This window comes from Nonomuraea sp. NPDC003707 (genome assembly GCF_053587055.1).
This window is the reverse complement of sequence record NZ_JBSFNK010000001.1, coordinates 61,159-84,264: the sequence shown is the minus strand read 5'-3', so window position 1 is coordinate 84,264 and position 23,106 is coordinate 61,159. Positions and strand designations below refer to the sequence as shown.

Below are 23,106 nucleotides of genomic sequence, written 5' to 3'. Positions count from 1 at the left end.
GGCGCCCGCCGCACCGGTGCTCCGAGCCTTGTCGGTGGCCCCGCGTATCGTGACCGTATGCCTGACATCGAGGTCGCGGGTCACGAAGTCCGCGTCACCAGCCCCGACAAGGTGGTCTTCCCGCAGTCCGGCCACACCAAGCTCGACCTGATCCGCTTCTACCAGGCCGTGGGCGAGGCGGCGCTGCGGGGCGTCCACGGGCGGCCGATGGTGCTCAAGCGGTTCGTGCACGGCATCGAGCAGGAGGCGTTCTTCCAGAAGCGCGCCCCGGCCAAGCGGCCCGACTGGATCGAGGTGGCCGAGCTGAAATACCGCTCGGGGCTGAGCGCGGAGGAGGTCGTCTGCACCGACCTGGCCCAGCTGCTGTGGGTGGTCAACCTCGGGTGCGTCGACCTCAACCCCCATCCGGTGCGCGCCGACGACCTGTCCAGGCCCGACGAGCTGCGCATCGACCTCGACCCGGTGCCGGGCGTCGAGTGGGCCGACGTGCTGGCCACCGCGCAGGTGGCGCGTGAGGTGCTGGCCGATCACGGGCTGGTCGCCTGGCCCAAGACGTCCGGTTCGCGAGGGTTCCACGTCTACGCCCGCATCGAGCGGCGCTGGCCGTTCGCGAAGGTGCGCAAGGCGGCCGAGACGGTGGCCCGCGAGGTCGAGCGGCGCGCGCCCGAGCTGGCCACCAGCCGGTGGTGGAAGGAGGAGCGGCACGGCGTGTTCGTCGACTTCAACCAGAACGCCTACGACCGCACCGTGGCCTCCGCCTACTCCGTGCGGGCCGTGCCCGACGCCCGGGTCTCGACGCCGCTGACGTGGGACGAGGTGCCCGGCTGCCGCCCCGAGGCGTTCACGATCGACACCGTGGCCAAGCGGCTGGCCGAGGCCGGCGACCCGTGGGAGGACATGGACCTGCACCCGGGCTCGCTCGACGGGCTCTTGGCGCTGGCCGAGGAGCTCGGGCCCGCGCCCAAGCCGCCCAAGGGCACGGGGGGCCGGCAGCAGACCATGCCCGTCATCGAGATCGCGCGGGCGGAGCACAAGGAGGAGGCGCTGGCCGGGTTCGAGCGGTGGAAGGCCCGCCATCCGGCGGTCGCGGCCCGGCTGGAGCCCGCCGACGTGCTGGTCGACGGCATGCGGGGGCGCAGCAGCGTGTGGTATCGCATCCGGGTCAACCTCCAGCACGTGCCGGAGGCCGAGCGGCCGCCGCAGGAGCCGCTGGAGGTCGACTACAACCCCTGGCGCGGCGCCGGGCCAGGGGAGCCCTGAGCGCGCGCCGGGTCCCCGGAGCGTTGAGCACGCTCCAGGGGAGACGCGTCAGCGGCCGGAGATCAGGTTCGCCAGCCGCGCGAACGGCGACGTCGTGGTGCCGTGGTCGTTCTCCTGCCGGTCGGCGGCGCGGAAGAGCGCGTAGATGAGCTGCACCCCCGTCCACCGCAAGGGCTCGGGCTCCCACTGGCGCACCTGGCGGCCCACCCAGGGCAGGGCCGTCAGCTCGGTGTCCTGGCGCAGCACCAGGTCGCGCAGGGTGCGGCCGGCCAGGTTCGTGGTGGTGACGCCGCTGCCGACGTAGCCGCCCGCCCAGCCGAGGCCGGTCGCGTGGTCCAGGTGCACCGTCGAGCACCAGTCGCGCGGCACGCCCAGCACGCCGCACCAGGAGTGCTGGATCCGCGCGTCCGCCGCCGCGGGGAAGAGCTTGACCAGCATCCGCCACAGCAGCGCGACCGTCTGCGGCTGCGTGGCGCCCCGCACGTCGGTACGCGAGCCGTACCGGTAGGGCACCCCCCGCCCGCCGATCGCGATGCGGTCGTCGGCGGTGCGCTGCGCGTAGATGTAGGCGTGCGCCTCGTCCCCGAGCAGCTCGTTGCCCTGCCAGCCGATGTGCTTCCACACCTCGGGCGGCAGCGGCTCGGTGACGATCATGGAGCTGTTCATCGGCAGCCACTGCCGGTGCTGCCCGGCCAGCGAGGCGGTGAAGCCCTCGGTGGCGCGGATGACGTAGTCCGCCGTGACCGCCCCGCGCGTGGTGACCGCCGCCGCCTGGCTGCCGTCCCGCCGCGGGATGATCTTCGTGACCGTGGTGTCCTCGAAGATGTCCACCCCGAGCCGGGCGACCGCCTCGGCCAGGCCGACGGCCAGCTTGGCGGGCTGGATACGGGCGCAGTGCGGCGAGTAGGTGGCCTCCAGGGTGCCGGCCACCTGCACGCGCTCGCGCTGCTCGTCGCGGTCCATCAGCCGCAGGTCGCCCTCGCCGTACCCCCAGGTACGCAGGTCATCGAGCTCCGCGCGCAGCCGGCGCCGCTGGGCCGGGTTCGTCGCGACGTGGACGAGGCCGCCCTTGTGGATGTCGGCGTCGATGGCCTCCTCGCGGGTCACCTCGATGACCTCGTCCACGGCGTGGAACATCGCGTGCTGCAGGTCGATCATCGCCTGCCGGCCGCGCGCCTTGGCGTACCGCTTGCGCGACCCGGCGAACTCCGCCGACAGCCACCCGCCGTTGCGCCCCGACGCGCCGAACCCGGCGAACTCCTTCTCCAGGATCGCGATCCGCAGCCCCGGCTCGGCCTTCTTCAGGTAGTACGCGGTCCACAGGCCGGTGTAGCCGCCGCCGACGATGGCCACGTCGTACGAGCGCGACCCCGGCAGCGGGGGACGCCGGTCCGGCAGGCCGATCTGCCGGTACCAGAACGAGACGCCGCCGTTGGCGAAGTCCTTGGTGAGCGGGATGCCTTTCACGTGAGCACAGCCTCCACATCGGGCGAGTCGGGCAGCAGGACGGAGTCGGCGACGCGCCACGTGAGGGTGACCTCGTCGCCGCCACGGGCGTCGCTGAGGCTGCCGGCCTGCTCGCGCACCAGCGCGGACGAGCCGTCGGGCAGCCTCAGCTCCAGCTTCCTGCTGGAGCCCAGGTAAATCTCGCCGGTGACGGTCGCCGGCAGGGCGTTCCATTCCGAATCGGGGGAGAAACCCGCCTCGCGCACGGCCAGCCGCTCCGGGCGTACGACGAGCGCGCCCGCCTTGTTGGCCAGGCTGTCGGACGGGCCGCCGGGCAGGCTGCCGGGCGCCCGCAGCAGCCGCGCGCACACGCCGATGCCGTCGGGCGTGACGTCGCCGCGCAGGATCGTCGACTCGCCGAGGAAGCGGGCCACGAACAGCGTGGCGGGTCGCTCGTACAGCTCCTCGGCGGGCCCGACCTGCTCGATGCGGCCGCGGTTGAAGACCGCGATCCGGTCCGACAGCACCAGCGCCTCGTCCTGGTCGTGCGTGACGTACACGAACGTGGTGCCGAGCTCGCCGTGGATGCGCTTGATCTCGAGCTGGAGCCAGTCGCGCAGCTTCTTGTCCAGCGCGCCCAGGGGCTCGTCCATCAGCAGCACGCGCGGGCTGTAGACGATGGCGCGGGCCACGGCCACGCGCTGCTGCTGGCCGCCGGACAGCTCGCGCGGGTAGCGGTGGCCGTACTCGCCGAGGTGGACGGTGGCCAGCGCGGCCGCGACCAGCTCGGCGCGGCGGGCCTTGGGCACCTTGCGCTGTTTGAGCGGGTACGCGATGTTCTCGGCGACCGTCATGTGCGGGAACAGGGCGTAGTGCTGGAAGACCATGCCCATGTCCCGTTTGTGGGCGGGTGTCGCGGCGATGGCGGTCCCGTCCACGGTCAGCTCGCCGGTGGTGGGGTGGTCGAAGCCGGCGATGATGTTCAGCGTGGTCGTCTTGCCCGAGCCGCTCGGCCCGAGCAGCGTGATGAACTCGCCCGGCTTGATCGACAGCGAGACGTCGTCCACGGCGACGAAGTCGCCGTAGCGCTTGGTCAGTCCGGTCAGCTCGATGCCGGCGCCGCGGGCGGCGAGATCGTTACTGGTGGGCACGTGACCTCCTGGCGACGAAGAAGGTGGCGATCAGGACGAGGCTCGTGGTCAGCACGATGATCATCGTGGCCGCCGCGGCGATGGTCGGGTCGGTCTCGCGGGTGACGCTCGCGTACATCTTCACCGGCAGGGTCTGCAGGTAGGGGCTCTGGATGAACAGCGAGACGACCACCTCGTCGAAGCTCGTGACGAACGCGAACAGCGCGCCCGCGGCCACGCCGGGGGCGACCAGCGGCAGCGTCACGGTGCGGAAGGTGGTCCAGCGGCCCGCGCCCAGGCTGGCCGCCGCGCTCTCCAGCCGCCGGTCGAACCCGCTCAGCGACGCGGTCACCGGGATCATCACGAACGGCAGCGCCAGCACGGTGTGCGCCATGACGAAGCCCATGAGCGTCCCGACGAGCTGCAGCTTCAGGAACACGGCGTAGACGCCGATGGCCAGCACGACCCCGGGCACGATCATCGGGGCCAGCATCGACCCCTGGACCAGCGCGAGCCCGCGCATCCTGGCCCGGGTCAGGCCGAGCGCCGCCGCCGTGCCGAGCGTGGTGGCGACGACGGTGACCAGCAGGCCCACCTCGAGCGAGGTCCACAGGGCCGACATCCAGGCCGGGTCGCCGAAGAAGTGCTCGTACCAGCGGGTGGACCAGCCGTCCGGCGGGAACTTGAGCGACGCCTTCGAGGTGAAGCTGAGCGGCACCACGATCAGCGCGGGGGCCACCAGCCAGACGCCGACCAGCGCGCAGAACGCCCACAGCGCCCCGCGTCCCACCCGGGCGCTCATCCGGTCACCTTCTTCCCGGCGCGGCGCAGCGTGACCGCCAGCAGCGCGATCATGGCCAGCGTGAGCCCGAGCAGGACCACGCCCATGGCGCCGCCGCGCCCCCATTTCAGCAGGCCGTTGACCTGCGTGAAGATCTGCTGGGAGAGCAGCGCGTCGGTGGGGGAGCCGAGCAGCGCGGGCGTGACGTAGAACCCGAGCGCGCTGATGAACACGGTCAGGCACCCCGCCGACACTCCGGGCAGCGACAACGGCACGTAGACGTCGAGGAACGCCTTGACGGGCCGCGCTCCCATGCTGCCCGCCGCGGTGAGCAGCCGCCGGTCGATCCCGCTCATCACCGCGTAGAGCGGCAGCACCATGAACGGCATCAGCAGCTGCACCATCCCGATCACGACGCCCGTCTGGGTGCGGATCAGGCTGAACGGACCCAGCCCGATGGTCCCGAGCAGGTCGTTCACCACGCCGGTGTCCTGCAGCAGGATCACCCACGCGAAGGTCCGCACCATCAGGCTGGTCCAGAACGGCACCAGCACCAGCAGCGTCAGCACGGCCCTGGCCCGCGTGCCGGCGATCGTCATGGCGTACGCGTACGGATACGACAGGATCAGCGCGACCACCGTCACCCACAGGGCGGTGGTGAACGTGCGCCCGAGCACCCGCAGGTTCTGGGACTCGCTGAAGAACCAGGTGAAGTTCCCCAGACCGGGCACCGGATCGGTGAACGCGCTGATCACCATCGAGATCAGCGGAAACAGGAAGAAGACGGCGAGCGCCACCAGCGCCGGCAGGACCAGGAGCGCCGGGCGGCGCTCAGGGTCCGCCGGCTGCCTGGCGGCGGCGGGCGGGGCGACCGCCTGCAGGGTGGAGGCCATCCGCGATCAGCCGCCGAGCCAGGCCGACCACTTCTCGATCATCTCCGGCTGGTGTTCGGCCCACCACTTGGAGTCGATCTTGAGTGCCTTCTCCGGGACGCCCGGAGCGGTGGTCAGGAACGCCTGGCCGGTCTGGTCGAGGCTCGGCTTGGCGTCGGTGTTGATCGGCGAGTACGAGGTCAGCTCCGTCAGCTTGGCCTGCTGCTGAGCGCCCAGGTAGTAGTTGATCAGCGCCATCGACGCCTTCGGGTTCTTGGCGTTCTTCGGCACGGCCAGCGAGTCCATGATCGGCATCCACTGGTCCCAGGCGATCTGGAACGGCGCGCCGTTCTTGACGGCGGCGTAGGCCCGGCCGCTCCAGACCATCCCCATGTCCACCTCGCCGGACTCCAGCAGCTGCTGGGCCTCGGCGCCGGTCTTCCAGAAGACCAGGTTGGAGCGGACCGACTGCAGCTTCTTGGTCGCCCGGTCGACGTCCAGCGGGTAGAGCTGGTCTGGCGCCACGCCGTCGGCGATCAGCGCGCCCTCGAACGGGCCGGGCGCTGAGTCGCCGGGGTTGCCGGAGATGGCGCGCTTGCCGGGGAACTTCGTCGTGTCGAAGAAGTCCTTCCAGCCCTTGGGCGGGTTGGCGCCGAACTTGTCCTTGTTGTAGACGAGCACCATGCCGTACTGCATCGCCGGGACGGTGCACTGGCCGGACAGGCCCTCGGGGACCTTGGACTTGTCGATGATCGCGTAGTCCAGCGGCTGGAGCAGCTTGCCGCACTGGGCATCGGCCCAGATGGAGTCGGCGTCGATCACGTCCCAGGTGACGTTGGAGGAGTCGACCTGGGCCTTGATCTTGGCGTAGTCGGTCGGGCCGTCCTGGAGGATCTTGGCGCCCGATTCCTGGGCGAACGGGTCCACCGCCGCCTTCTGCTGGCCCTCCTGGTAGACGCCTCCGTAGGAGACGAAGGTCATGTTGAGGCCGCTCAGGGCGTCCTTCTTGATCGTGCCCGACTTGGCGGGTCCCGACCCGAGGTCGATCGAGGCGGGCGCCGCAGAGCCGGCTCCGCAGGCGGTCGCGAGCAGGAGCGAAGCCGCGACGCCGGCCATGGCGGCCAGTCGCGCTGGGTGCTTCGGCATGGGTTACCCCCTTGTTGCAGGTATAGCTGGGGTTCAGGAGGATGTAGTAGGTGGGGCGACCACCCAGAGGACCTCGGCGGTCTCGTCACTCTCGTTGACGATCCGGTGGGGGACCGACGTGCGGTACTCCACGGTGTCCCCGGGCTCCAGCACGTGTGCGGCGGCAGAGCCGTTGGGGCCGAGCCAGAGAGTGATCCGCCCGCGGATGACCAGGAAGATCTCCTGGGAGTCGCCGTGGGTGTACGGTTCGTCCCCGGTGGACGAGCCCGGATCGAATTCCCCGGCGTACACCTCCACGTTCTGGAGCGGGCGCTGGGAGATCAGGAACTTGCGCGTGCCGGGAGCCGTGTGCAGCTCCGGACGCGCGTCGCGGCGCACCACCCGGTGGCCGACCTCGTCCTCCTCGTTGAACAGATCCGCGACCGTGAGCCCGAGAGCCGAGGCGATTCGCCTGAGCATCCCGATGCTGGAGCTGGTCTGCCCGCGCTCCAGCTGGCTGATGAAGCTCGCGCTCGCCCTGGCCTCCGCCGCGAGTGCGCGCACGGTCATGCGGCGCATGTTGCGGTAGGCGCGGATTCGCGCACCCAAGCGGGCGTTCTCCGACTCCGTCATCGAACCTCTCGATTGGCTGCACTGAACAAGTTGTTAAGTGGCAATGAAAGGACCGTACATAGGTAGCCGAATGCCCATCAAGGGGGCGTTACGTAACGACTACGTAAAGGAGTCAGCCGCGGGTGGGGCGCTCGTAGCCCTCGTCGCCTCCGTAGACGTGCAGGTCGGGGTCCTGCTCCGGCTGGTTGGCGGGGCTGGTGGGCGAAGCGGTGTGCTCCGAGGCGAAGTCGTCGGAAACCTCGACCGGCTGCGGGAAGAGGTGGTCGTGCCAGGTGATCCGGCCCTTGGGCTCGGCGTCGGTCAGCAGCTCGCCGGCGCGCTGGGCCGCGTACAGGCTGCCGGGGAAGCGCACGGGCAGGCAGGGGCGGTGCAGGCCCTTGGCCTCCAGCCAGGTCCTGACCAGTTCGTCCGTGTTGAGCACCTGGGGGCCGCCGTACTCGATCTCGTCCATCGCGGGGCCCGCGGCGATCAGCTCGTTGAGGCGGGCCGCCACCTCGCCCGTGTGGACCGGCTGCCAGGGCATCGAGCGGTCCACGGCGAGCACGGGGAGCGACTCGAAGTCGCTCAGCCGCCGGTCGAGCGTCTGCTGGAAGTGGGTGGAGCGCAGGATCGTCCAGCCCAGCTCGCTCTCCGAGATCAGCCGTTCGGCCTCCAGCTTGTGCCGGAGGTGGCCGCTGGCCACGCTGTCGGCCCCGACGCACGAGGCGTACAGCAGGTGCGGGTACCCCGCCTGGCGGGCGGCGGCGACGAGCTTGCGCGTCCCGGCCACGTCCACGGCGCCGCGGCCCTTTCGGCCGCCGGTGGCCAGGTGCGCGATGACGTCCACGTCGCGTACGGCCTCCGCGAGGCCGTTGCCGGAGACGAGGTCGCCCCACATCCACTCGACGTTCCCGCGGGTCTCGCGCTTGGTACGGCTCAGCGCCCGCACCCGGTGGCCCGACCTGAGCAGCGCGGGCACCAGGGCGCCGCCCAGCGTGCCCGTTGCTCCCGTGACCAGAATGCGCATGACGCCCCTCTACCCGCGAATGCCTAGAAATGACAAGGAATCTGGTAAAAGCGTCTGCGACCTGCGAAGCGGGGTAGAGCGGCTCCCATGGCTCGAATCGCAGCGGAATCCCTGGTAGAGCGGCTCGCCGAGTGGGGTGTCGACACCGTTTTCGGCATGCCGGGCGACGGCATCAACGGCATCATGGAAGGGCTGCGGCGCCACCGTGACCGGGTGCGCTTCGTCCTCGTCCACCACGAGGAGGCGGCCGCCTTCATGGCCACCGGCTACGCCAAGGCCACCGGCCGGATCGGCGTGTGCCTGGCCACCTCGGGGCCCGGCGGCATCCACCTGCTCAACGGCCTCTACGACGCCAAGCTGGACCACGTGCCCGTGCTGGCGATCACGGGCATGCAGGAGACGTCCGTGCTGGGCACCGGCTACCAGCAGGAGGTGCACCTCGACCGGCTGTACGAGGACGTGGCCGAGTACAACATGATGATCACCAACCCGGCGCAGCTGCCCTCGCTGGTGGACCTGGCGATCAGGACCGCCTACGCGCGGCGCGGGGTCGCCCATCTCACGCTGCCCAACGACCTGCAGGTGGCCGAGGCGGGGATGGCCCCGTACCGGGCCGTGACCCCGGCGCGGCTGCCGGAGACCGCGCCGCTCTACCTCCGCCCGTCCGGCCTGCCGCGCCAGGAGGATGTCGAATGGGCGGCCGAGGTGCTCAACAACGCCCGGCGCCCCGCCATGCTCGTCGGGCAGGGGGCGCTGCACGCCCGGCAGGAGGTGCTGGCCGTGGCCGAGGCGCTCGGCGCTCCCGTGGCCAAGACGCTGCCCGGCAAGGCGGTCATCCCGGACGACTCGCCGTACACGACGGGCGGGATCGGGCTGCTCGGCACCCGGCCGAGCGAGGAGCTGATGGACGAGGCCGACGTGCTCTTCATGGTCGGCACGAACTTCCCCTACTCCAAGTTCCTGCCGGAGCAGGCGCGGGTGGTGCAGTTCGAGGCGGACCCGACCAGGGCGGGGGCGCGGATCGCGACCGACGTGCCCGTGGTGTGCGACGCGAAGGAGGGGCTGCGGGCGCTGCTGCCGCTGCTCACCGCCCGGGACCGCCACGCCCACCTGCGGAAATATCAGGAGATGATGGACAAGTGGCGGGCGGACATGGACGCTCTGGAGAACCCGGACCGGGATCCCATCGCGCCCCAGTACGTCGTGTCCATCGTGGACGAGCTCGCCACCGACGACGCCATCATGACCTGCGACAGCGGCACCATCGCCACCTGGGCCGCCCGGCACTGGACGATCCGTGGCGAGCGCCAGTTCTACCTGTCCGGGACGCTGGCGACGATGGCCCCGGGGCTGCCGTACGCCATCGCCATGCAGCACGCCTACCCCGGACGGCAGGTCATCGCGTACGTCGGAGACGGCGGGTTCACGATGCTGATGGGCGAGTTCCTGACGGCGGTCCAGCAGCGGCTGCCGGTCAAGGTGATCATCAACAACAACAACTCGCTCGGGCAGATCCTGTGGGAGCAGATGGTGCTCGGCTACCCGGAGCACGGGGTGCGCTTCCCGGAGCCGGAGGCCGACTTCTCGGCCTGGGCGAGGTCGTGCGGCGGGTTCGGGGCCAAGGTCACCAAGTCGGAGGACGTCGCCATGGCGATCGGCCAGGCGCTCGCGCACGACGGCCCGGCGCTGGTGGACGTGGACGTGAACCCGAACGAGCCGCCCATGCCGGCCAAGGTCACCTACGAGCAGGCGAAGAGCTTCGCGCAGGCGTTCCTCAAGGGGCAGCCGCACAAGGCGGCCATCGCCACGACCCTGTTCAAGGACCGGATCCAGCGGCTGGGGGAATAGCCGTCGCGATCGCCGCCGCGGTGCTCAGCAGGGGGTCGATCAGCTGGGGCAGCTCGCGGGCGCGCCGTGAGGACAGCACGATGCCCAGGGCCGCCACGGGCCGCCCGTCCACCAGGATCGGCGCCGCCGCCGAGCAGGTGCCCAGGGTCATCTCCTCGTACGTCAGCGCGTACCCCTGGGCCCGTACGACGGCCAGCTCCCTGGCCAGGCGGCCCGGCTCGGTGATCGTGTGCGGGGTGGGCCGTTCGAGCTTGCGCGCCAGGTAGGACTTCACGAACCAGTCCGGCTCGTACGCCAGCAGCGCCTTGCCCACGCCCGTCGGGTGCATCGGCAGCCGGCCGCCCGTCCGCGACACGATCGGCACCGCCCGCCGGCCGTACACCTTGTCCACGTACAGCACCTCGAGCCCGTCGCGCACGGCCAGGTGCACATTCTCGCGCGTGGTCGCGAACAGCTCCTGCAGCCACGGATGGGCCAGGTCGTGGAGCCGGCCGGGCGCGAGCTGGCCCAGCTCCCACAGCCGCAGCCCGACCCGCAGCCGCCCGTCGGGCGCGCGGCTCAGCGCCTGCCACTCCTCCAGCTCGGCGACCAGCCGGTGCGCCGTGCTCAGCGGCAGCCCGCTGCGCCGGGCCACGTCGGTCAGCGTGAGCTGCGGATGGGCGGAGTCGAACGCGCCCAGGATGGCCAGCACCTTGGACGTCACCGAGCGCCCGCCCTCCCGGGCCCCGCCTGCCATGGAGCCATTCTTCCACTGAGTGGAAGGAGAATCTCGGCCAAGAGCGGTCGAGGCAGGATGCTTCCCTCATGCGAACTCAGGTCGGGATCATCGGGGCAGGCCCCGCCGGGCTGCTCCTTTCCCACTTGCTCCACCTGCGCGGCATCACCTCCGTGGTGCTGGAGAAGCGCAGCCGCGACTATGTCGAGCGGCGGGTGCGGGCCGGGGTGCTGGAGCAGGGCACGGTGGACACGCTGGTCGAGGCGGGCGTCGGCGAGCGCCTGCTGCGCGAGGGGCTGCCGCACCACGGCATCGAGCTCAGGTACGGGGGCGCGGGCCACCGCATCGCGTTCGAGAAGCTCGTGCCGGGCAGGTCCATCACCGTGTACGGGCAGCAGGAGGTGGTCAAGGACCTGATCGCGGCCAGGCTGGCGGCGGGCGGCGACATCAGGTTCGAGGTCACGGACGTGGAGGCGCACTCGCTGGAGTCCGAGCTGGATTCTGGGCCCTACCTGACCTTCGGCGGCGAGCGGCTCGACTGCGACGTGATCGCCGGGTGCGACGGCTTCCACGGCGTGTCCAGGCCGGCCATCCCGGAGGGCGTTCTGAGCGTTTACGAGCGGGACTATCCCTTCGCCTGGCTGGGCATCCTGGCCAGAGTGGCGCCCTCGTCGGAAGAGCTGATCTACACCAGGACCGAGCGCGGCTTCGCCCTGCACAGCATGCGCTCGCCCACCGTCAGCCGCTTCTACCTGCAGGTCCCGGCGGACGCGCGGGTCGAGGACTGGCCGGACGAGCGCATCTGGGCCGAGCTGAAGGCCCGGCTGGAGAGCGTGCCCGGCTTCACGCTGACGACCGGCGAGATCATGGAGAAGGGCGTCACGCCGATGCGGGCGTTCGTGGCCGAGCCCATGCAGTACGGGCGGCTCTACCTCGCCGGCGACGCCGCCCACATCGTGCCGCCGACCGGCGCCAAGGGGCTCAACCTGGCCGTGGCCGACGTCCGCGTGCTGACCGAGGCACTGGCCGCGTACTTCGCGGACGGCTCGACCGGGCTGCTCGACGGCTACTCCGACGCGTGCCTGAAGCGGGTGTGGCGGGCGCAGCACTTCTCGTGGTGGATGACGACGCTGCTGCACACGTTCGAGGACGAGGACCCGTACGCGCGGCGGCTGCAGCTGTCGTACCTGGACTACGTGACCTCGTCGGAGGCGGCGGCGACCACCCTGGCCGAGAACTACGTGGGCCTGCCGTGAATGATGGCTTGACTGAGGAGGTGGACCGCGTGGGTTCTGACGGCGGCTTGCTCGCCCCGGTCTGGGCGGGGACGCGGGCGGAGGCGATCACCTCGGACGCGGCCTGGCTGCGGGCCATGCTGGAGGCCGAGGGGGCGCTCGCCCGCGCCCAGGCACGGCTGGACCTCATCCCTTCTGAGGCGGCCGCGGCCATCGACAGGACGGCCGCCACGCTGGTGCTCGACCCGGCCGACCTGGCCCGGCGGGCCCGCCAGTCGGCCAACCCGGTCGTGCCCCTGGTGGCCGACCTGCGGCGGGCCGTGCCGGGCGCGGCGTCGTCCGTGCACCGGGGGGCGACCAGCCAGGACATCCTGGACAGCGCCGCCATGCTGGTGGCCACGCGGGCGATCCGCGGCATCGTGGGCGATCTGAGCGCGATCATGCGGGATCTCAGCGAGCTGGCCGAGCGGCATCGGGACACGGTGATGGCCGCGCGGACGCTGGGGCAGCAGGCGGTGCCGACCACGTTCGGGCTGAAGGCGGCGGGGTGGCTGGCCGGTCTCATGCGCTCCCGGGCCCGGCTCCGGGAGCTGCGGCTGCCGGCCCAGCTGGGCGGCGCGGCCGGCACCCTGGCCGCGTTCGCCGAGCACGCGGGTGCGTCTTCCCCGGCAGCGGGCGTGCGGGGTGCCGATGCGGGCACGGCGCTGCTGCTGGCCGAGGTGTTCGCCGAGGAGATCGGACTGGCGGCGCCCCCGATGCCGTGGCACGCGGAGCGCTCTCCCGTCACCGAGCTCGGCGCGGCGCTCACCGCCACGGCCCGCGCGCTCGGGAAACCGGCCACCGACATCGTCCTCATGGCCCAGACCGAGGTGGGGGAGGTGGCCGAGTCGTCGGCCGGCTCCTCGTCGGCCATGCCGCAGAAACGCAATCCCGCCCTGTCCGTCCTGGTCCGGTCGGCCGCGTTCCAGGTGCCCGCGTACGCGCAGATCCTCGGGCAGGTCGGCGAGCACGAGCGAGCCGCGGGGGCCTGGCAGGCGGAGTGGCTGCCCCTGCGCGAGGCGCTGCGCCTGACGGGCGGCGCGGCCGAGACCGCCGCCGAGCTGGTGGCCGGGCTGCGGGTCTTCCCCGACCGGATGCGGGCCAACGCCGAGCTGACCGGCGGCCGGCTGCTCGCCGAGCGCCTGGCCGCCCACCTCGACCGCAAAGCGCTCGACGAGGCCCTGTCCGCGGAGGGCCCGCTGCAGGACCACGCCGACCTGCTCGATCCTGCGGCTTACCTGGGGGCGGCCCCCGAGCTCGTTGATCGCATCCTCGCCACCTACCGGGAGCAACCGTGAAACTCCACCACCGCATCGACGGCCCGGCCGGTGCGCCGCTGCTGGTGCTCGGGCCCTCGCTCGGGACCACGGTGGAGATCTGGCAGCCCCAGCTCCCCGCGCTCACCGAGTCCTGGCGGGTCCTCAGGTACGACCTGCCGGGTCACGGCGGCTCGGCCCCGGCCGCGGCCGGGTTCACCATCGACGACCTGGCGCGGGCCGTGCTGGAGCTCGTCGGGGACGAGCGGTTCGCGGTCGGCGGCGTCTCGCTCGGCGGCGCGATCGCCTCCACCATCGCCGTCAAAGCTGCGAACCGGGTGCGCAGCCTGGTCCTGTGCTGCACGTCGGCCAAGTTCGGCGAGCCGGGGCCGTGGCTGGAGCGGGCGGCGCTGGTGCGCGGCAAGGGCCTCGCGGCGCTCGTGCCGACGCTGAGGACCCGCTGGTTCACCCCCGGCTTCGACGGCCAGGGGGTGTTCGACCGGTTCGTGGAGGTGGACGCCGAGTCGTACGCGGCCTGCTGCGAGGCCATCGCCGCCTTCGACCTGACCGGCCGCCTGGGGGAGATCACCGCGCCCACGCTGGTGATCGCCGGCTCCGAGGACCCGGCCACGCCGCTCGACCACGCGCTCACGCTGGCCGGCGACATCCCGGGCGCGTCCCTGACGGTGGTGCCCAGGGCCTCGCACCTGGCCAACGTGGAGCGCCCCGACGCGGTGACCGCCGCCCTCCTGGGCCACCTGCGCAGCGACGAGCCGGCCGAGGACGCCTTCGCGGCGGGCATGCGCACCAGGCGGGAGGTGCTCGGGGACGCGCACGTCGATCGGGCGGTCGCCGCCACCACCGACTTCACCCGCGAATTCCAGGAGCTGATCACCCGCTACGCCTGGAACGACATCTGGAACCGGCCCGGCCTGGACCGGCGCGCCCGCAGCTGCGTCACGCTCACCGCGCTCGTGGCCAGGGGGCAGATGGAGGAGCTCGCCATGCACGTCCGCGCGGCTTTGCGGAACGGGCTCACGCGCGAGGAGATCAAGGAGGTGCTGCTCCAGACGGCCGTCTACTGCGGGGTTCCGGCCGCCAACGCCGCCTTCGCGGTGGCCCGCCGCACGCTCGCCGACATCGACGCGGAGGGCCACTGACCTTGGGGGATGCTTTAAGGTTGTTTGGTGGTCTTTGAGGAGGGTTGGGCGGTTTCGCCCCTGCGCTGGCTGATGAACACGCTGGGCGATGCCCAGCTCGCCCGGATGGACGGCGACCCCGGCCTGGTCGCCGCGGTCGACCAGCACGCGGCGGTGCTGCGCGACGCCATCCCGCTGGACCGGGAGACCCTGGGCGACTACCTGCTGGGCTTCCTCGACGAGCTGCGGGAGCGCGACTGGATCTTCACCGGCGAGCCGGACGCGGCGGCGCTCCGGCTGACGGCGGTCTGCTGGCTGGCCCGCGAAGCGGGTTTCCTGGAAGACGGCCTCCCCGCCTGACCGATCCGCCCGGGTCAGGCGGGGAGACGGTTCAGTCCGGGGGCATCTCGGAGCGCGGCGGGGTGCTCGGGGCGGTCGGAGCGCCCGGAGCTCCCGGGGTCGCCGGGGTGGTGCTTACAGGCTCCCCTGCCATCGTGCGGGCGTCCTCACGCCCCCGCTGGTACGCCTCCGCGTGCGCCCTGGCCTGCGGGGCCTCCCGCTCGATCCGGCTCAGCCAGCGCTCCCAGCGCTGCTGCATCGGGCGGACGAGCCCGCCGCCGATGCCGATCGCCACGATCGCGCCGACGGTGGCGAGGACCGTGACCAGCACCGGAGTCGTGACCGTGGTGGCCACCCCGATCTGGTTGAGCGCGGCGATGATGCCCAGCGCCCAGATGAAGACCGCCGCGGCGGTCGCCACCCAGCGACCGTAGGTGAGCCCGCCGAGCGCACCGGCGATGATGTCCCTGACTCCCATGGCGATCGCGCCCGCCACCACGATGATCACGATGGCGACCAGGGCCGCGGGCAGCCAGCCCACCACGCTGTTCAGCATCGACGAGATCGGGTTCGGCCCGAACACGCTGAAGGCCAGCTGCAGGGTGACCAGCAGGATCGCATAGTAGACGATCTTGGCGAGCAGGCTCCGGGCGGTGTACTTGCTCTGTTCCAGCCAGCGCCGCACGCCGCTGCGCTCCACCGCCCGGTCGAAGCCGACGCGCTCGAGCACCTTGTCGACGATCTTCTGCAGCGCCTTGGCCACGATCCATCCGATGATGAGGATGACCAGGAACGCGACCAGCTTCGGAACGAACGTCGCTATCTGCCGCCAGGCATCCGTGATGCCCTGGCCTATGTTGATGTCCACGGTTTCCTCCTGTGAGGAGCCACTGCAACGGCGCTACCCGTACATAAACCGTGTATGCACACAGAGCATTCGAAACTTCGCATAAGGCGACATTTCGGACAGGTTCTCCCGGGCTAGGATGATCGACATGCATCGCAGCCGGGTCTATGCCCTTCTGATCGACACCCCCGCCTCCGAGGCCGAGCAGGCGTCGGCGTTCTGGGCCGCGGCGCTGGGGGCCAGCGCGCACCCGCTTCCCGGGTACGAGCAGTTCACCTCGTTGCACGGTGCCGTTCCCGGTCTGGATGTGGCGGTCCAGGCGGTGGACGACGCGCCGAGGCTCCATCTCGACATCGAGACCGACGACGTCGAGGCCGAGACCCGGCGGCTGCTGGCGCTCGGCGCGACGGAGGTGTCACGGTGGCAGGAGTGCCGCATCCTGCGGGCGCCCGGCGGGCACCTGCTCTGCGTGCTGCCCGCGGAGAGCGACCGGTTCGAGGCGGAGGCGAGGACCTGGCCCTGACCCCTCAGCCGTCCCTGGCGGCCTTCAGGTGCGCGGCGGCCGCCTGTTCGAGGTGGACGAGGTCGGAGGCGACGGTGGCGAACGTGAAGCCCTCCTCGCTCCGCTCGGGCGCCCTTCCAGGACGCTTTCGCCCCATGATCGCCTGACGGGGAGGCGGAACTTCTCGGTACTTCTCGGCCCCCACAGGCCCCTAGACTTGATCAGTCCCCAGGGCCCGGGAGGTGTCGCCATGCGCGAGGTGGACGTCTCGTACAGCGATCTCGCCACGGCGGTCTCAGAATTCCGCCGGTTGTCCGACACCCTGCGCGACCAGGTGACGGCCCTGCAGGCCGACCTGTCCGCCGCGGAGGACCCGTGGGGGAGCGGCGAGTTCGGCTCCCAGGCCGGACCGATCTACCAGGACCTCGTCGAGCGGCTGTTCGCTAAGGGGCATGGCGTCGCCGACGGGTACGGCACCGTGTCGGAGCAGGTCCTGATCATGTCCGGCAACCACAGGGGCGCCGAGCACGTGTCCGAGCAGTCGTCCGAGGCCGTCGAACGCATGCTGTGACCCCTCGCGGGCCCGTGATCAGGGACGGAGCCGGTCGAAATCGGCGCGCGGAAGGTGGACTCCGAACGTGGCGGGGTTGATCGCGACGCCGGCCCCTGGGGGGAGCAGGGCGACCAAATCGCCGCCGCGGATGCCGCGCCACTCTCGTACGCCTTCCGGGAGCGTCGCCGGAAGGTGATCCCGGGCCGTGTACGCGTGCGCGGCCCGGTCGCCATTGTCGCCGTGGTCGCCGAAAAGCGGGATGCGGTCATCGTCACCGACGCCGGTCAGCACGTCGGTGTCCAGGAAGAGAGGGGCGATCTCGCCGTCGTCGAGGTAGCCGGCGGAGCCGAGCTGGATCGCGGCGTCCAGCTCGTCGGTCGGTTCGGGGTAGCCGAGGGTGAGGGGTGAAGGGCGGTAGTTCGGATTTGGGCGGAACTCTGCTATCTGGCCGAGTTCGTCCACCTGCCAGGCGCCCGCCACGCCGAACGGCGGCACCTCGCCCTCGGGGTCGAAATACTCGTCGATGACGTAGAGCCACTGGCCGGGGTTCGCAAGGGCCGCCGCACGCAACTCGTCGCTGATCGGGGGTGGTTCCATCATCGGCGATCAGCTCCCGGGGTCGTAGTGGGGATTGGGGATGAACCTGCGGTAGGTGCCGCGACCCCTCCGGACCTCCTGCGCGCCGACGATGTAGCGGCGGTCGATGCCGCCGGGAAAGGCTACTTCCCGCTCGTCCGGATAACCGTTCCGAAGCTTGTTCCTCCGCAACGTCCGGTTCAGGTTGAGGCCCCCGGGAGCGTCGATGAGGTACCGGTAATCCTGTTGGCGGAGGAGGCCCAAGTTGGGGCTCCTCGTCGTCGACACGAATGCGGAGTCATAGGGCTGATCCTGGTGCATCGACAAAGTCACACGGTCCCCCTTGGGATGGAAGCCCTTCTCGAAGATCTCGTCGGGGTGTCGATCGTCGCCGCGCCACAGGAATCGGCGATCGGTCCGCCACACCGGGTTCGACACGCCGAGTTTGCCGAGGTCGACACGGCGTGCGGCGGCGTGCAGGCGGTCGCCGTGGAAGGACGCCGGCCACCGCCCCGGCTTTCGCGCCATGGGAGCGCCGAGGCGTTCGCTCGCCTTGACCAACGGACGCAGCACCATGCGCGTGAACATCTCGCCGAAGGTGCCGCGTAGCCTGGTCGCCACGATCTTCTCGGCCTCGTACGCCGCTGCTCCGGCGCCCGGCAGGAATATCGTCGCCGACAGCCGCATCACCAGTCGCATGAGTGAGTAGAGGACTGTCAGCTTGTAAACGATCACGATGACGGCGGCGGCGAGCAACGCGAGCCCGATGAGCACGGTCGTCCCGGAGACCGACTCTCCCTCGGCTGCCAGGCCGGTCTCGTCTCGCCAGTCGTCGTGGAAGGCCCGCACCCCTTCGCTGTCGTTGCGGCTGCGGACCCAGCTGGTCAGGTCGTCGGCCTCGGCGGCGGTGCGCGTGGAGTCGTCGCCGAACCGCGCCAGCCGCATACCGGCGCCGGCCAGGCCCACCTCGTCGCTGTCGGTCCAGGTGTGACCGGTCAGCGGCACCAGTGGGCGGAGCGCTTCCGGCAGTTCCAGCCCCATCAGAACCTGCTGTTCGTACGGCGCGAGGAGGCGACCTGGAGGATCCCGTCGAACCTCTCGCTCACTGCCGCTTCAACCGATCCAGCCGCTGGGTCAGCTCGTTGACGGTGGCCAGGAGCTCGCTCACGCCCTCCTGAGCGTCGGCTTTGACCTTGTCGATCAGGCTGTTCAGCTCCAGCGAGTCTTGCTTCAGCACTTCCGGGATGGCCTCGGTGGCGCGTTGCCGGGCCGCCGTACGGGCCCGGCCGAACGCCTCCCTGATCGCCTCGGCCAGCTCGGCCGCGGGCAACCGCAGGGCTCGCGGGTCGAGCTTCAGCCCGGTGAGGTCGGAGGTGCCGTCCACCTCCACGGTCACCAGCCCGTTCGAGGCGGTGGCGGTCTCCCGCACCGCCACGAACTCATCCAGTAAGTCCATGATCGCCAAGGCTAGGGACATGGGCCGGGCATCCGCCACGGAAGATCATCAGCGTTCAGGCACAGTTCATCCGGCGTGCATACACCTCACGTCGATCTTGGCCGTCCGTACCCCTTCCGGCGGAGTGCGAGCAGTTCCTTGACCTGAACGTCTGGTGGAAGCCGCGCTCGCCTCGCCCCGGCCCTCAGACCGGGGACGCCTGACCGCAAGGACACCGTGCCGAGCCGGTCACCGGTTGTGGCGGCCGTGGCCTGCGCGTGAACCAGAGCGCGACTCTTTCCTAATGATCAACCTTTCGATTGGGGCCGCACAGTTACGCGGCGACGCCGACCGTTCGCAGGATGGGACTATGGGACGCCAATGGGGCTCTCGGTGGCGGGCCGCGGCGCTCGTGGCAGGCGTGGCACTGGTCGCCGTGATGATCTGGATCGCTGTTGTCTCGCTGAAAAACGTACAGCTGGCAGTGACGATCGTAGCGGTGGTCGGATTCCTGCTCTCGGCAGCGAAGGTGCTTTTCGCCGTGGGGCAGAAGGCAGTAAAGCGGGCCCTGCCCCTGGCCACCGGCGATATCGAACGGGTCAAGGACATCTTGGCGCGGCAGGTGGGCGCACAGTGGAAGCACGAGGCCGCCCTGCGGTCACTCGGCGACCCGCACCCGATCCCCGTCCCCTGGCGGCTCACCGAACACGACGAACTCATGGACCATCCCCGTTTGATCGCCGGCGGCGTACTGGCGTTCAGCGGCCAGGGCGCCGACATCGCCCACCTGACCAGCGGCTTCCGTGCGCTGAGATGTCGACGCCTGGTGATTCTCGGCGGCCCGGGCTCGGGGAAGACGACTCTGGCGGTGCAACTGTTGCGCGAACTCATCCGGACCCGCCAGCCGGACGAGCCCGTCCCGGTATTCCTGTCAGCGGCCCGCTGGGACACCGAAACCTACCCACGGCTCCACGACTGGCTGGGGAAGTGCCTCAGCATGGATTACCCGGATATACGCGCAGAAAAGCCCGGCTCGGACGCGCCGCGTGCCCTGGCGGAGGGCAGCGAGATTCTGCCCGTACTCGATGGGCTGGACGAACTGCCCGAGAATGCCCGCACCAAGATGCTGGCCGCGCTCAACAGCTCGATGGACGAGTCCGACCAGCTGATCCTCACCAGCCGCTCCACCGAGTTCAGGCAGGCGGTCGAGGCGAACGAGGATGTTCTCACCGCGGCGGCGGTCATCGAACCTCAGCCACTAACCCCCGATGTGGCCGCCGATTACCTGGAGGCTTGCCTTCCTCCCAAGCCCAGGCCCACCTGGACGGAGGTTCTCGCAGCGCTACGCAAGGAGGCCGCGCCGGCGCTGGTCGGCATCGCTTCCACCCCGCTGGGCCTGTGGCTGATCCATGCCACGTACATCCTTGCCAGACGCGACCCGGGTCCGATCTTGCACGACCTCCGGTTGCGGGATCCGCCCTCACTGCGTGCCCATCTCTTTGATCAGCTCATCCCCGCGCTTATCGCATCGCGCCTGCCGTCGGACGATCCCGCGGAGCCCTTCAGACCTCACCGGAAATGGGATCCCGACCAAGTGAGGCGCTGGCTGACCTATCTCGCCCGCCTCACCCGTGACTCCCGCGACCTCGCCTGGTGGCGCCTGGCCGGTTACACCCTCCGACCCGGTGCAGTGCGGCTTGTGGTCGGGATGGTCACAGGGCTGCTGAGTGGACTTCTGTACGGGCTCTGGTCCTATTGGAACCTGTACCCAGGGATCATGGCCGCGGTCGTCCTTGGGCTACTTGCAGGGCTCCCGGTCGGGGTCGTCTCCTGCCTCTTTGCCAAGGGATGGTTCAAGGACACCCCTGGATGTGTCCACCTTCGTCTCCAGAGGAGAATGTCAGCCGGCGCTCATCGCATCCGAAGTCAGATCTTCTTCGGCTCCTGGTTCGGCCTTCTGGTAGGTTTCTTTTTCGGATTCTCTGTTCTGCCAAGTTATACGCTCCTATTCGCCGCCCGGTCTTTTTCTCTGGAAGAGGCCTTCGCGAGTGCCATCGTTAACGGAGTCTTGTTTGCGGTCTCGGGTGGGATCGCGTTCGGGCTCGTCGCCATGGCGGAGCGACCTGCCCTGACCCGCGCTGCCAGCAGTGCTGTCTCCACGTGGGGCGCTGACAGGGCACTCACCTTCGTCAAGACAATCTTTTCCGGACTGGTGACGGCGCTCATATTCGGGGCCGTGTTCGTGCCCGCATACGCGTCCAGTGTGGGCTCCAGGGACGCATTCGTATCCGGATTCCTGCAGGGGCTGATCGTCGGACTCGCCGGCGGACTCGTGACCGGCAAGCATCATGCTTGGCTGGTCTTCACCATTGCCGTTCTCCGGCTGGCCATGCTTCGCCGGCTACCCCGCCGACTCATGCCCTTCCTCGATGATGCCCACCGCCTCGGGCTGTTGCGCGCTGCCGGACCGGTCTACCAGTTCCGGCATGCCGAGTTGCACGATCACCTCGCCGTCGCCGATGAAGACACGAGGCGCGAGCCACGTTGACGCCTGTTACCCGCGACAAGCAAGGCCCGGCCGAATATGGTTCGTCCCGGCCGTTGGGCGACAGATAGGGTTTCTACCGTGCAGGACGAGGTCTACCACTACAACGAGGACCGCTGGGAAGCCCTTGTGGCGGCGGACGCGTTGTTCACCCGTCCCATGCTCGACCTGGACGCGGAGAAGGCCCAGGCCTATCTGGGCCTGGATAGGCTGGGCATCGCCGGCGACCTGGCGGGCCGGAAGGTGCTCTGCCTGGCGGGAGGAGGCGGGCAGCAGTCTGCGGCTTTCGCTCTGCTCGGAGCCGACGTGACGGTTCTCGACATCTCGTCCGGGCAGTTGGAGCGGGACCGCTTGGCCGCCGAGCATTACGGCGTCGGCATCCGTACGATCCAAGGGGACATGCGGGACCTGTCGGCCCTCGACGAATCCTCGTTCGATCTGGTCTGGCATCCGTACTCGCTGACCTTCGTCCCGGACTCCCGGATCGTTTTCCGCGAGGTCGCGAGAGTCGTCGACGAAGGCGGCTGTTACTACCTGATGTGCGCGAACCCATTCTTCTCCGGGCTCACTCACCACTCGTGGAACGGGGAGGGCTACACGCTGAAGCACTCCTACACGGACGAGGCCGCGACCAGCTATCCCGACCAGGCCTGGGTCTACGACCGTAAGCAGACCGGCCGCCGAATCCGCGAACCCAGGGAGTACAGGCAGACGCTGAGCCGGATAGTCAACAGCCTGATCCGGGAAGGCTTCACGCTGACGTTCCTTTCTGAGGTGAGTGGTGACTACCCCGGTGCGGAACCGGGCACCTGGGCGCACTTCACGGGGGTGGCCCCGCCGTGGCTGGAATTCGTCTGGCAGTACTGCCCGGCGTTCTCGGAAGGTGAGGGCGTCCGGGGGTAAGCACCGCCCAGCCGCAGCCACGTGTTCAAAGGCATGCGGCGTGATCCTTTGCTTATCCGATGCCGATCTCGGAGGAGCCATGAAGAGCGTCTATGACAGCGAACGGCTGGCCGCAAGCTATGCCTTCGACCGGCCTCCGGTGCATCAGCAGATTCTCAAGTCGGCTTGCCTGAAGCGCCCGGTCGGGCGAGCACTGGATATCGGATGCGGTGCCGGCGCGTCCACTGCCGCGCTCGCACCATTGGCCGAGTATGTGATCGGCTTGGAGCCGGTCCCGGCGATGCTTGCGCACCGACGATCCGTCGCGCCGTCCGCTCGATTCGTCCTCGGCGCAGCGGAAGGGCTGCCATTCGCCGCGGCGTCGTTCGACCTGGTCGCCGCCGCCGGTTCGCTGAACTACACCGATCCTTCGTCGGCCCTTGCCGAGGTGGCCCGCGTACTGACTCCAGAAGGAACCTTTCTTCTGTACGACTTCTCGCAAGGCCGGTATTCGCGGACAGGCGACGCATTGGCGACGTGGTTCAAGTCGTTCCAGCAGCGGTTTCCATCAGTATCCGGATGGCGGCCGCTGGTCGTACAGGCGTTGCGTCTGGAGGGGACGGGGTTGCGCCTGCTCGATTACACCGACATTGAGATCCCGATACAGATGTCACTCGACGACTACCTCCGTTATGTGTTGGGCGAGGTCAACGTCGACAGCGCCATCGCACGCGGGGACGACAGCGCCGAGCAAGCGCGCGACTGGTGTCACCGCACGCTTGCGGAGGTGTTCCGGAACGGGGAGATGACCGTGGTCTTCCGAGGTTATCTGGCCACGCTGGCCCCGGCCGGCAACGGCTGCTCCCACGTATGACCTACCGCGAACAGGTGAAACTCCTGCGCCGCCGCAGGAGTCCTTCACCTTCCGGCACCTTCCGGACG

The 23,106-nt window shown here is 70.0% G+C and carries 24 protein-coding genes; 11 read left to right on the top strand and 13 right to left on the bottom strand.

The window, feature by feature from the left end; genetic code table 11:
• Nucleotides 1-57 precede the first annotated feature (57 nt).
• Nucleotides 58-1,260, top strand: coding sequence for a non-homologous end-joining DNA ligase (ligD, locus tag ACWDRB_RS00410; RefSeq protein WP_449891260.1), 1,203 nt, complete (start codon nucleotides 58-60; stop codon nucleotides 1,258-1,260).
• Nucleotides 1,261-1,308: 48 nt separating this feature from the next.
• Here the strand turns inward: ligD and ACWDRB_RS00405 are convergent, their stop codons facing one another.
• From ACWDRB_RS00405 to ACWDRB_RS00375, 7 genes are all read right to left on the bottom strand, one after another.
• The gene (locus ACWDRB_RS00405; RefSeq protein WP_449891259.1) at nucleotides 1,309-2,727 is read right to left on the bottom strand and encodes an NAD(P)/FAD-dependent oxidoreductase; all 1,419 of its coding nucleotides are present in this window, start codon (nucleotides 2,725-2,727) and stop codon (nucleotides 1,309-1,311) included.
• Entirely contained in the window at nucleotides 2,724-3,857 is a 1,134-nt protein-coding gene (locus tag ACWDRB_RS00400) for an ABC transporter ATP-binding protein (RefSeq protein WP_363965239.1), read from the bottom strand. The genes ACWDRB_RS00405 and ACWDRB_RS00400 overlap by 4 nt, the downstream gene beginning before the upstream one ends.
• Nucleotides 3,844-4,638 (bottom strand): ABC transporter permease, encoded by a 795-nt coding sequence (locus tag ACWDRB_RS00395; protein ID WP_192786195.1) that lies wholly within the window; start codon nucleotides 4,636-4,638, stop codon nucleotides 3,844-3,846. The genes ACWDRB_RS00400 and ACWDRB_RS00395 overlap by 14 nt, the downstream gene beginning before the upstream one ends.
• Nucleotides 4,635-5,510 (bottom strand): ABC transporter permease, encoded by an 876-nt coding sequence (locus ACWDRB_RS00390; RefSeq protein WP_185077486.1) that lies wholly within the window; start codon nucleotides 5,508-5,510, stop codon nucleotides 4,635-4,637. The genes ACWDRB_RS00395 and ACWDRB_RS00390 overlap by 4 nt, the downstream gene beginning before the upstream one ends.
• Nucleotides 5,511-5,516: 6 nt before the next feature.
• Complete coding sequence (locus ACWDRB_RS00385) at nucleotides 5,517-6,635, bottom strand: ABC transporter substrate-binding protein (RefSeq protein WP_449891258.1); 1,119 nt, start codon at nucleotides 6,633-6,635, stop codon at nucleotides 5,517-5,519.
• Between the two features lie 33 nt (nucleotides 6,636-6,668).
• Nucleotides 6,669-7,247, bottom strand: a complete 579-nt coding sequence (locus tag ACWDRB_RS00380; RefSeq protein ID WP_397365442.1) for a helix-turn-helix domain-containing protein — start codon at nucleotides 7,245-7,247, stop codon at nucleotides 6,669-6,671.
• Nucleotides 7,248-7,359: 112 nt separating this feature from the next.
• On the bottom strand, nucleotides 7,360-8,253 hold the full coding sequence (locus ACWDRB_RS00375; protein WP_449891257.1) for an SDR family oxidoreductase: 894 nt from the start codon (nucleotides 8,251-8,253) through the stop codon (nucleotides 7,360-7,362).
• Between the two features lie 87 nt (nucleotides 8,254-8,340).
• Here ACWDRB_RS00375 and ACWDRB_RS00370 point away from each other — a divergent pair, with 87 nt between their 5' ends.
• Nucleotides 8,341-10,101 carry a thiamine pyrophosphate-dependent enzyme gene (locus tag ACWDRB_RS00370; protein WP_449891256.1) on the top strand — a complete coding sequence of 587 codons (1,761 nt, stop codon included), beginning with the start codon at nucleotides 8,341-8,343 and terminating at the stop codon, nucleotides 10,099-10,101.
• Here ACWDRB_RS00370 and ACWDRB_RS00365 read toward each other — a convergent pair.
• Nucleotides 10,070-10,837, bottom strand: coding sequence for an IclR family transcriptional regulator (locus ACWDRB_RS00365; RefSeq protein WP_363965228.1), 768 nt, complete (start codon nucleotides 10,835-10,837; stop codon nucleotides 10,070-10,072). The two genes, ACWDRB_RS00370 and ACWDRB_RS00365, sit on opposite strands and share 32 nt — an antisense overlap.
• 68 nt (nucleotides 10,838-10,905) lie before the next feature.
• Here ACWDRB_RS00365 and ACWDRB_RS00360 point away from each other — a divergent pair, with 68 nt between their 5' ends.
• Genes ACWDRB_RS00360 through ACWDRB_RS00345 form a run of 4 tightly spaced genes read left to right on the top strand, consistent with a single transcriptional unit; the run spans nucleotide 10,906 to nucleotide 14,845 of the window.
• Entirely contained in the window at nucleotides 10,906-12,072 is a 1,167-nt protein-coding gene (locus ACWDRB_RS00360) for a 4-hydroxybenzoate 3-monooxygenase (RefSeq protein ID WP_449891255.1), read from the top strand.
• Between the two features lie 29 nt (nucleotides 12,073-12,101).
• The gene (locus tag ACWDRB_RS00355; RefSeq protein ID WP_449891254.1) at nucleotides 12,102-13,388 is read left to right on the top strand and encodes a lyase family protein; all 1,287 of its coding nucleotides are present in this window, start codon (nucleotides 12,102-12,104) and stop codon (nucleotides 13,386-13,388) included.
• On the top strand, nucleotides 13,385-14,506 hold the full coding sequence (gene pcaDC, locus ACWDRB_RS00350) for a bifunctional 3-oxoadipate enol-lactonase/4-carboxymuconolactone decarboxylase PcaDC (RefSeq protein WP_449891253.1): 1,122 nt from the start codon (nucleotides 13,385-13,387) through the stop codon (nucleotides 14,504-14,506). Before ACWDRB_RS00355 ends, pcaDC begins: the two co-directional genes overlap by 4 nt.
• Before the next feature lie 27 nt (nucleotides 14,507-14,533).
• Nucleotides 14,534-14,845 carry a DUF6401 family natural product biosynthesis protein gene (locus tag ACWDRB_RS00345; protein WP_449891252.1) on the top strand — a complete coding sequence of 104 codons (312 nt, stop codon included), beginning with the start codon at nucleotides 14,534-14,536 and terminating at the stop codon, nucleotides 14,843-14,845.
• Between the two features lie 31 nt (nucleotides 14,846-14,876).
• Here the strand turns inward: ACWDRB_RS00345 and ACWDRB_RS00340 are convergent, their stop codons facing one another.
• A complete protein-coding gene (locus ACWDRB_RS00340) occupies nucleotides 14,877-15,686 on the bottom strand; it encodes a mechanosensitive ion channel family protein (protein ID WP_449891763.1) in 810 nt (269 codons plus the stop codon).
• Nucleotides 15,687-15,819: 133 nt separating this feature from the next.
• Between ACWDRB_RS00340 and ACWDRB_RS00335 the strand changes: the two genes are divergently transcribed.
• Complete coding sequence (locus ACWDRB_RS00335; protein ID WP_350722068.1) at nucleotides 15,820-16,194, top strand: VOC family protein; 375 nt, start codon at nucleotides 15,820-15,822, stop codon at nucleotides 16,192-16,194.
• Between the two features lie 4 nt (nucleotides 16,195-16,198).
• Here ACWDRB_RS00335 and ACWDRB_RS00330 read toward each other — a convergent pair whose 3' ends face one another.
• Nucleotides 16,199-16,330 carry a hypothetical protein gene (locus ACWDRB_RS00330; protein WP_449891251.1) on the bottom strand — a complete coding sequence of 44 codons (132 nt, stop codon included), beginning with the start codon at nucleotides 16,328-16,330 and terminating at the stop codon, nucleotides 16,199-16,201.
• A 93-nt stretch (nucleotides 16,331-16,423) separates the two neighbouring features.
• Between ACWDRB_RS00330 and ACWDRB_RS00325 the strand changes: the two genes are divergently transcribed.
• Nucleotides 16,424-16,744, top strand: coding sequence for a hypothetical protein (locus tag ACWDRB_RS00325; RefSeq protein ID WP_449891250.1), 321 nt, complete (start codon nucleotides 16,424-16,426; stop codon nucleotides 16,742-16,744).
• A gap of 18 nt (nucleotides 16,745-16,762) precedes the next feature.
• Here the strand turns inward: ACWDRB_RS00325 and ACWDRB_RS00320 are convergent, their stop codons facing one another.
• From ACWDRB_RS00320 to ACWDRB_RS00310, 3 genes are all read right to left on the bottom strand, one after another.
• Nucleotides 16,763-17,326: a type VII secretion system-associated protein gene (locus ACWDRB_RS00320; protein WP_449891249.1), complete on the bottom strand. Its 564-nt coding sequence runs from the start codon at nucleotides 17,324-17,326 to the stop codon at nucleotides 16,763-16,765.
• 6 nt (nucleotides 17,327-17,332) lie between these two features.
• Nucleotides 17,333-18,343 carry a scabin-related ADP-ribosyltransferase gene (locus ACWDRB_RS00315; protein WP_449891248.1) on the bottom strand — a complete coding sequence of 337 codons (1,011 nt, stop codon included), beginning with the start codon at nucleotides 18,341-18,343 and terminating at the stop codon, nucleotides 17,333-17,335.
• Between the two features lie 61 nt (nucleotides 18,344-18,404).
• A complete protein-coding gene (locus ACWDRB_RS00310; protein ID WP_449891247.1) occupies nucleotides 18,405-18,758 on the bottom strand; it encodes a YbaB/EbfC family nucleoid-associated protein in 354 nt (117 codons plus the stop codon).
• Between the two features lie 400 nt (nucleotides 18,759-19,158).
• Between ACWDRB_RS00310 and ACWDRB_RS00305 the strand changes: the two genes are divergently transcribed.
• The 3 genes from ACWDRB_RS00305 (at nucleotide 19,159) to ACWDRB_RS00295 (ending at nucleotide 23,038) form a co-directional block, all read left to right on the top strand.
• Entirely contained in the window at nucleotides 19,159-21,285 is a 2,127-nt protein-coding gene (locus ACWDRB_RS00305) for an NACHT domain-containing protein (protein ID WP_449891246.1), read from the top strand.
• Nucleotides 21,286-21,363: 78 nt separating this feature from the next.
• Nucleotides 21,364-22,185, top strand: a complete 822-nt coding sequence (locus ACWDRB_RS00300; protein WP_449891245.1) for a class I SAM-dependent methyltransferase — start codon at nucleotides 21,364-21,366, stop codon at nucleotides 22,183-22,185.
• 79 nt (nucleotides 22,186-22,264) lie between these two features.
• On the top strand, nucleotides 22,265-23,038 hold the full coding sequence (locus tag ACWDRB_RS00295) for a class I SAM-dependent methyltransferase (RefSeq protein WP_449891244.1): 774 nt from the start codon (nucleotides 22,265-22,267) through the stop codon (nucleotides 23,036-23,038).
• The last annotated feature ends 68 nt before the right edge of the window (nucleotides 23,039-23,106 follow it).

Coding starts and splice junctions, on each gene's coding strand:
- ACWDRB_RS00365 (WP_363965228.1), bottom strand. CDS start 10,837: ATGGCAGGCGGGGCCCGGGAGGGCGGGCGCTCGGTGACGTCCAAGGTG.
- ligD (WP_449891260.1), top strand. CDS start 58: ATGCCTGACATCGAGGTCGCGGGTCACGAAGTCCGCGTCACCAGCCCC.
- ACWDRB_RS00390 (WP_185077486.1), bottom strand. CDS start 5,510: ATGGCCTCCACCCTGCAGGCGGTCGCCCCGCCCGCCGCCGCCAGGCAG.
- ACWDRB_RS00335 (WP_350722068.1), top strand. CDS start 15,820: ATGCATCGCAGCCGGGTCTATGCCCTTCTGATCGACACCCCCGCCTCC.
- ACWDRB_RS00375 (WP_449891257.1), bottom strand. CDS start 8,253: ATGCGCATTCTGGTCACGGGAGCAACGGGCACGCTGGGCGGCGCCCTG.
- ACWDRB_RS00360 (WP_449891255.1), top strand. CDS start 10,906: ATGCGAACTCAGGTCGGGATCATCGGGGCAGGCCCCGCCGGGCTGCTC.
- ACWDRB_RS00330 (WP_449891251.1), bottom strand. CDS start 16,330: ATGGGGCGAAAGCGTCCTGGAAGGGCGCCCGAGCGGAGCGAGGAGGGC.
- ACWDRB_RS00325 (WP_449891250.1), top strand. CDS start 16,424: ATGCGCGAGGTGGACGTCTCGTACAGCGATCTCGCCACGGCGGTCTCA.
- ACWDRB_RS00295 (WP_449891244.1), top strand. CDS start 22,265: ATGAAGAGCGTCTATGACAGCGAACGGCTGGCCGCAAGCTATGCCTTC.
- ACWDRB_RS00385 (WP_449891258.1), bottom strand. CDS start 6,635: ATGCCGAAGCACCCAGCGCGACTGGCCGCCATGGCCGGCGTCGCGGCT.
- ACWDRB_RS00380 (WP_397365442.1), bottom strand. CDS start 7,247: ATGACGGAGTCGGAGAACGCCCGCTTGGGTGCGCGAATCCGCGCCTAC.
- ACWDRB_RS00310 (WP_449891247.1), bottom strand. CDS start 18,758: ATGGACTTACTGGATGAGTTCGTGGCGGTGCGGGAGACCGCCACCGCC.
- ACWDRB_RS00315 (WP_449891248.1), bottom strand. CDS start 18,343: ATGGGGCTGGAACTGCCGGAAGCGCTCCGCCCACTGGTGCCGCTGACC.
- ACWDRB_RS00370 (WP_449891256.1), top strand. CDS start 8,341: ATGGCTCGAATCGCAGCGGAATCCCTGGTAGAGCGGCTCGCCGAGTGG.
- ACWDRB_RS00395 (WP_192786195.1), bottom strand. CDS start 4,638: ATGAGCGCCCGGGTGGGACGCGGGGCGCTGTGGGCGTTCTGCGCGCTG.
- ACWDRB_RS00320 (WP_449891249.1), bottom strand. CDS start 17,326: ATGATGGAACCACCCCCGATCAGCGACGAGTTGCGTGCGGCGGCCCTT.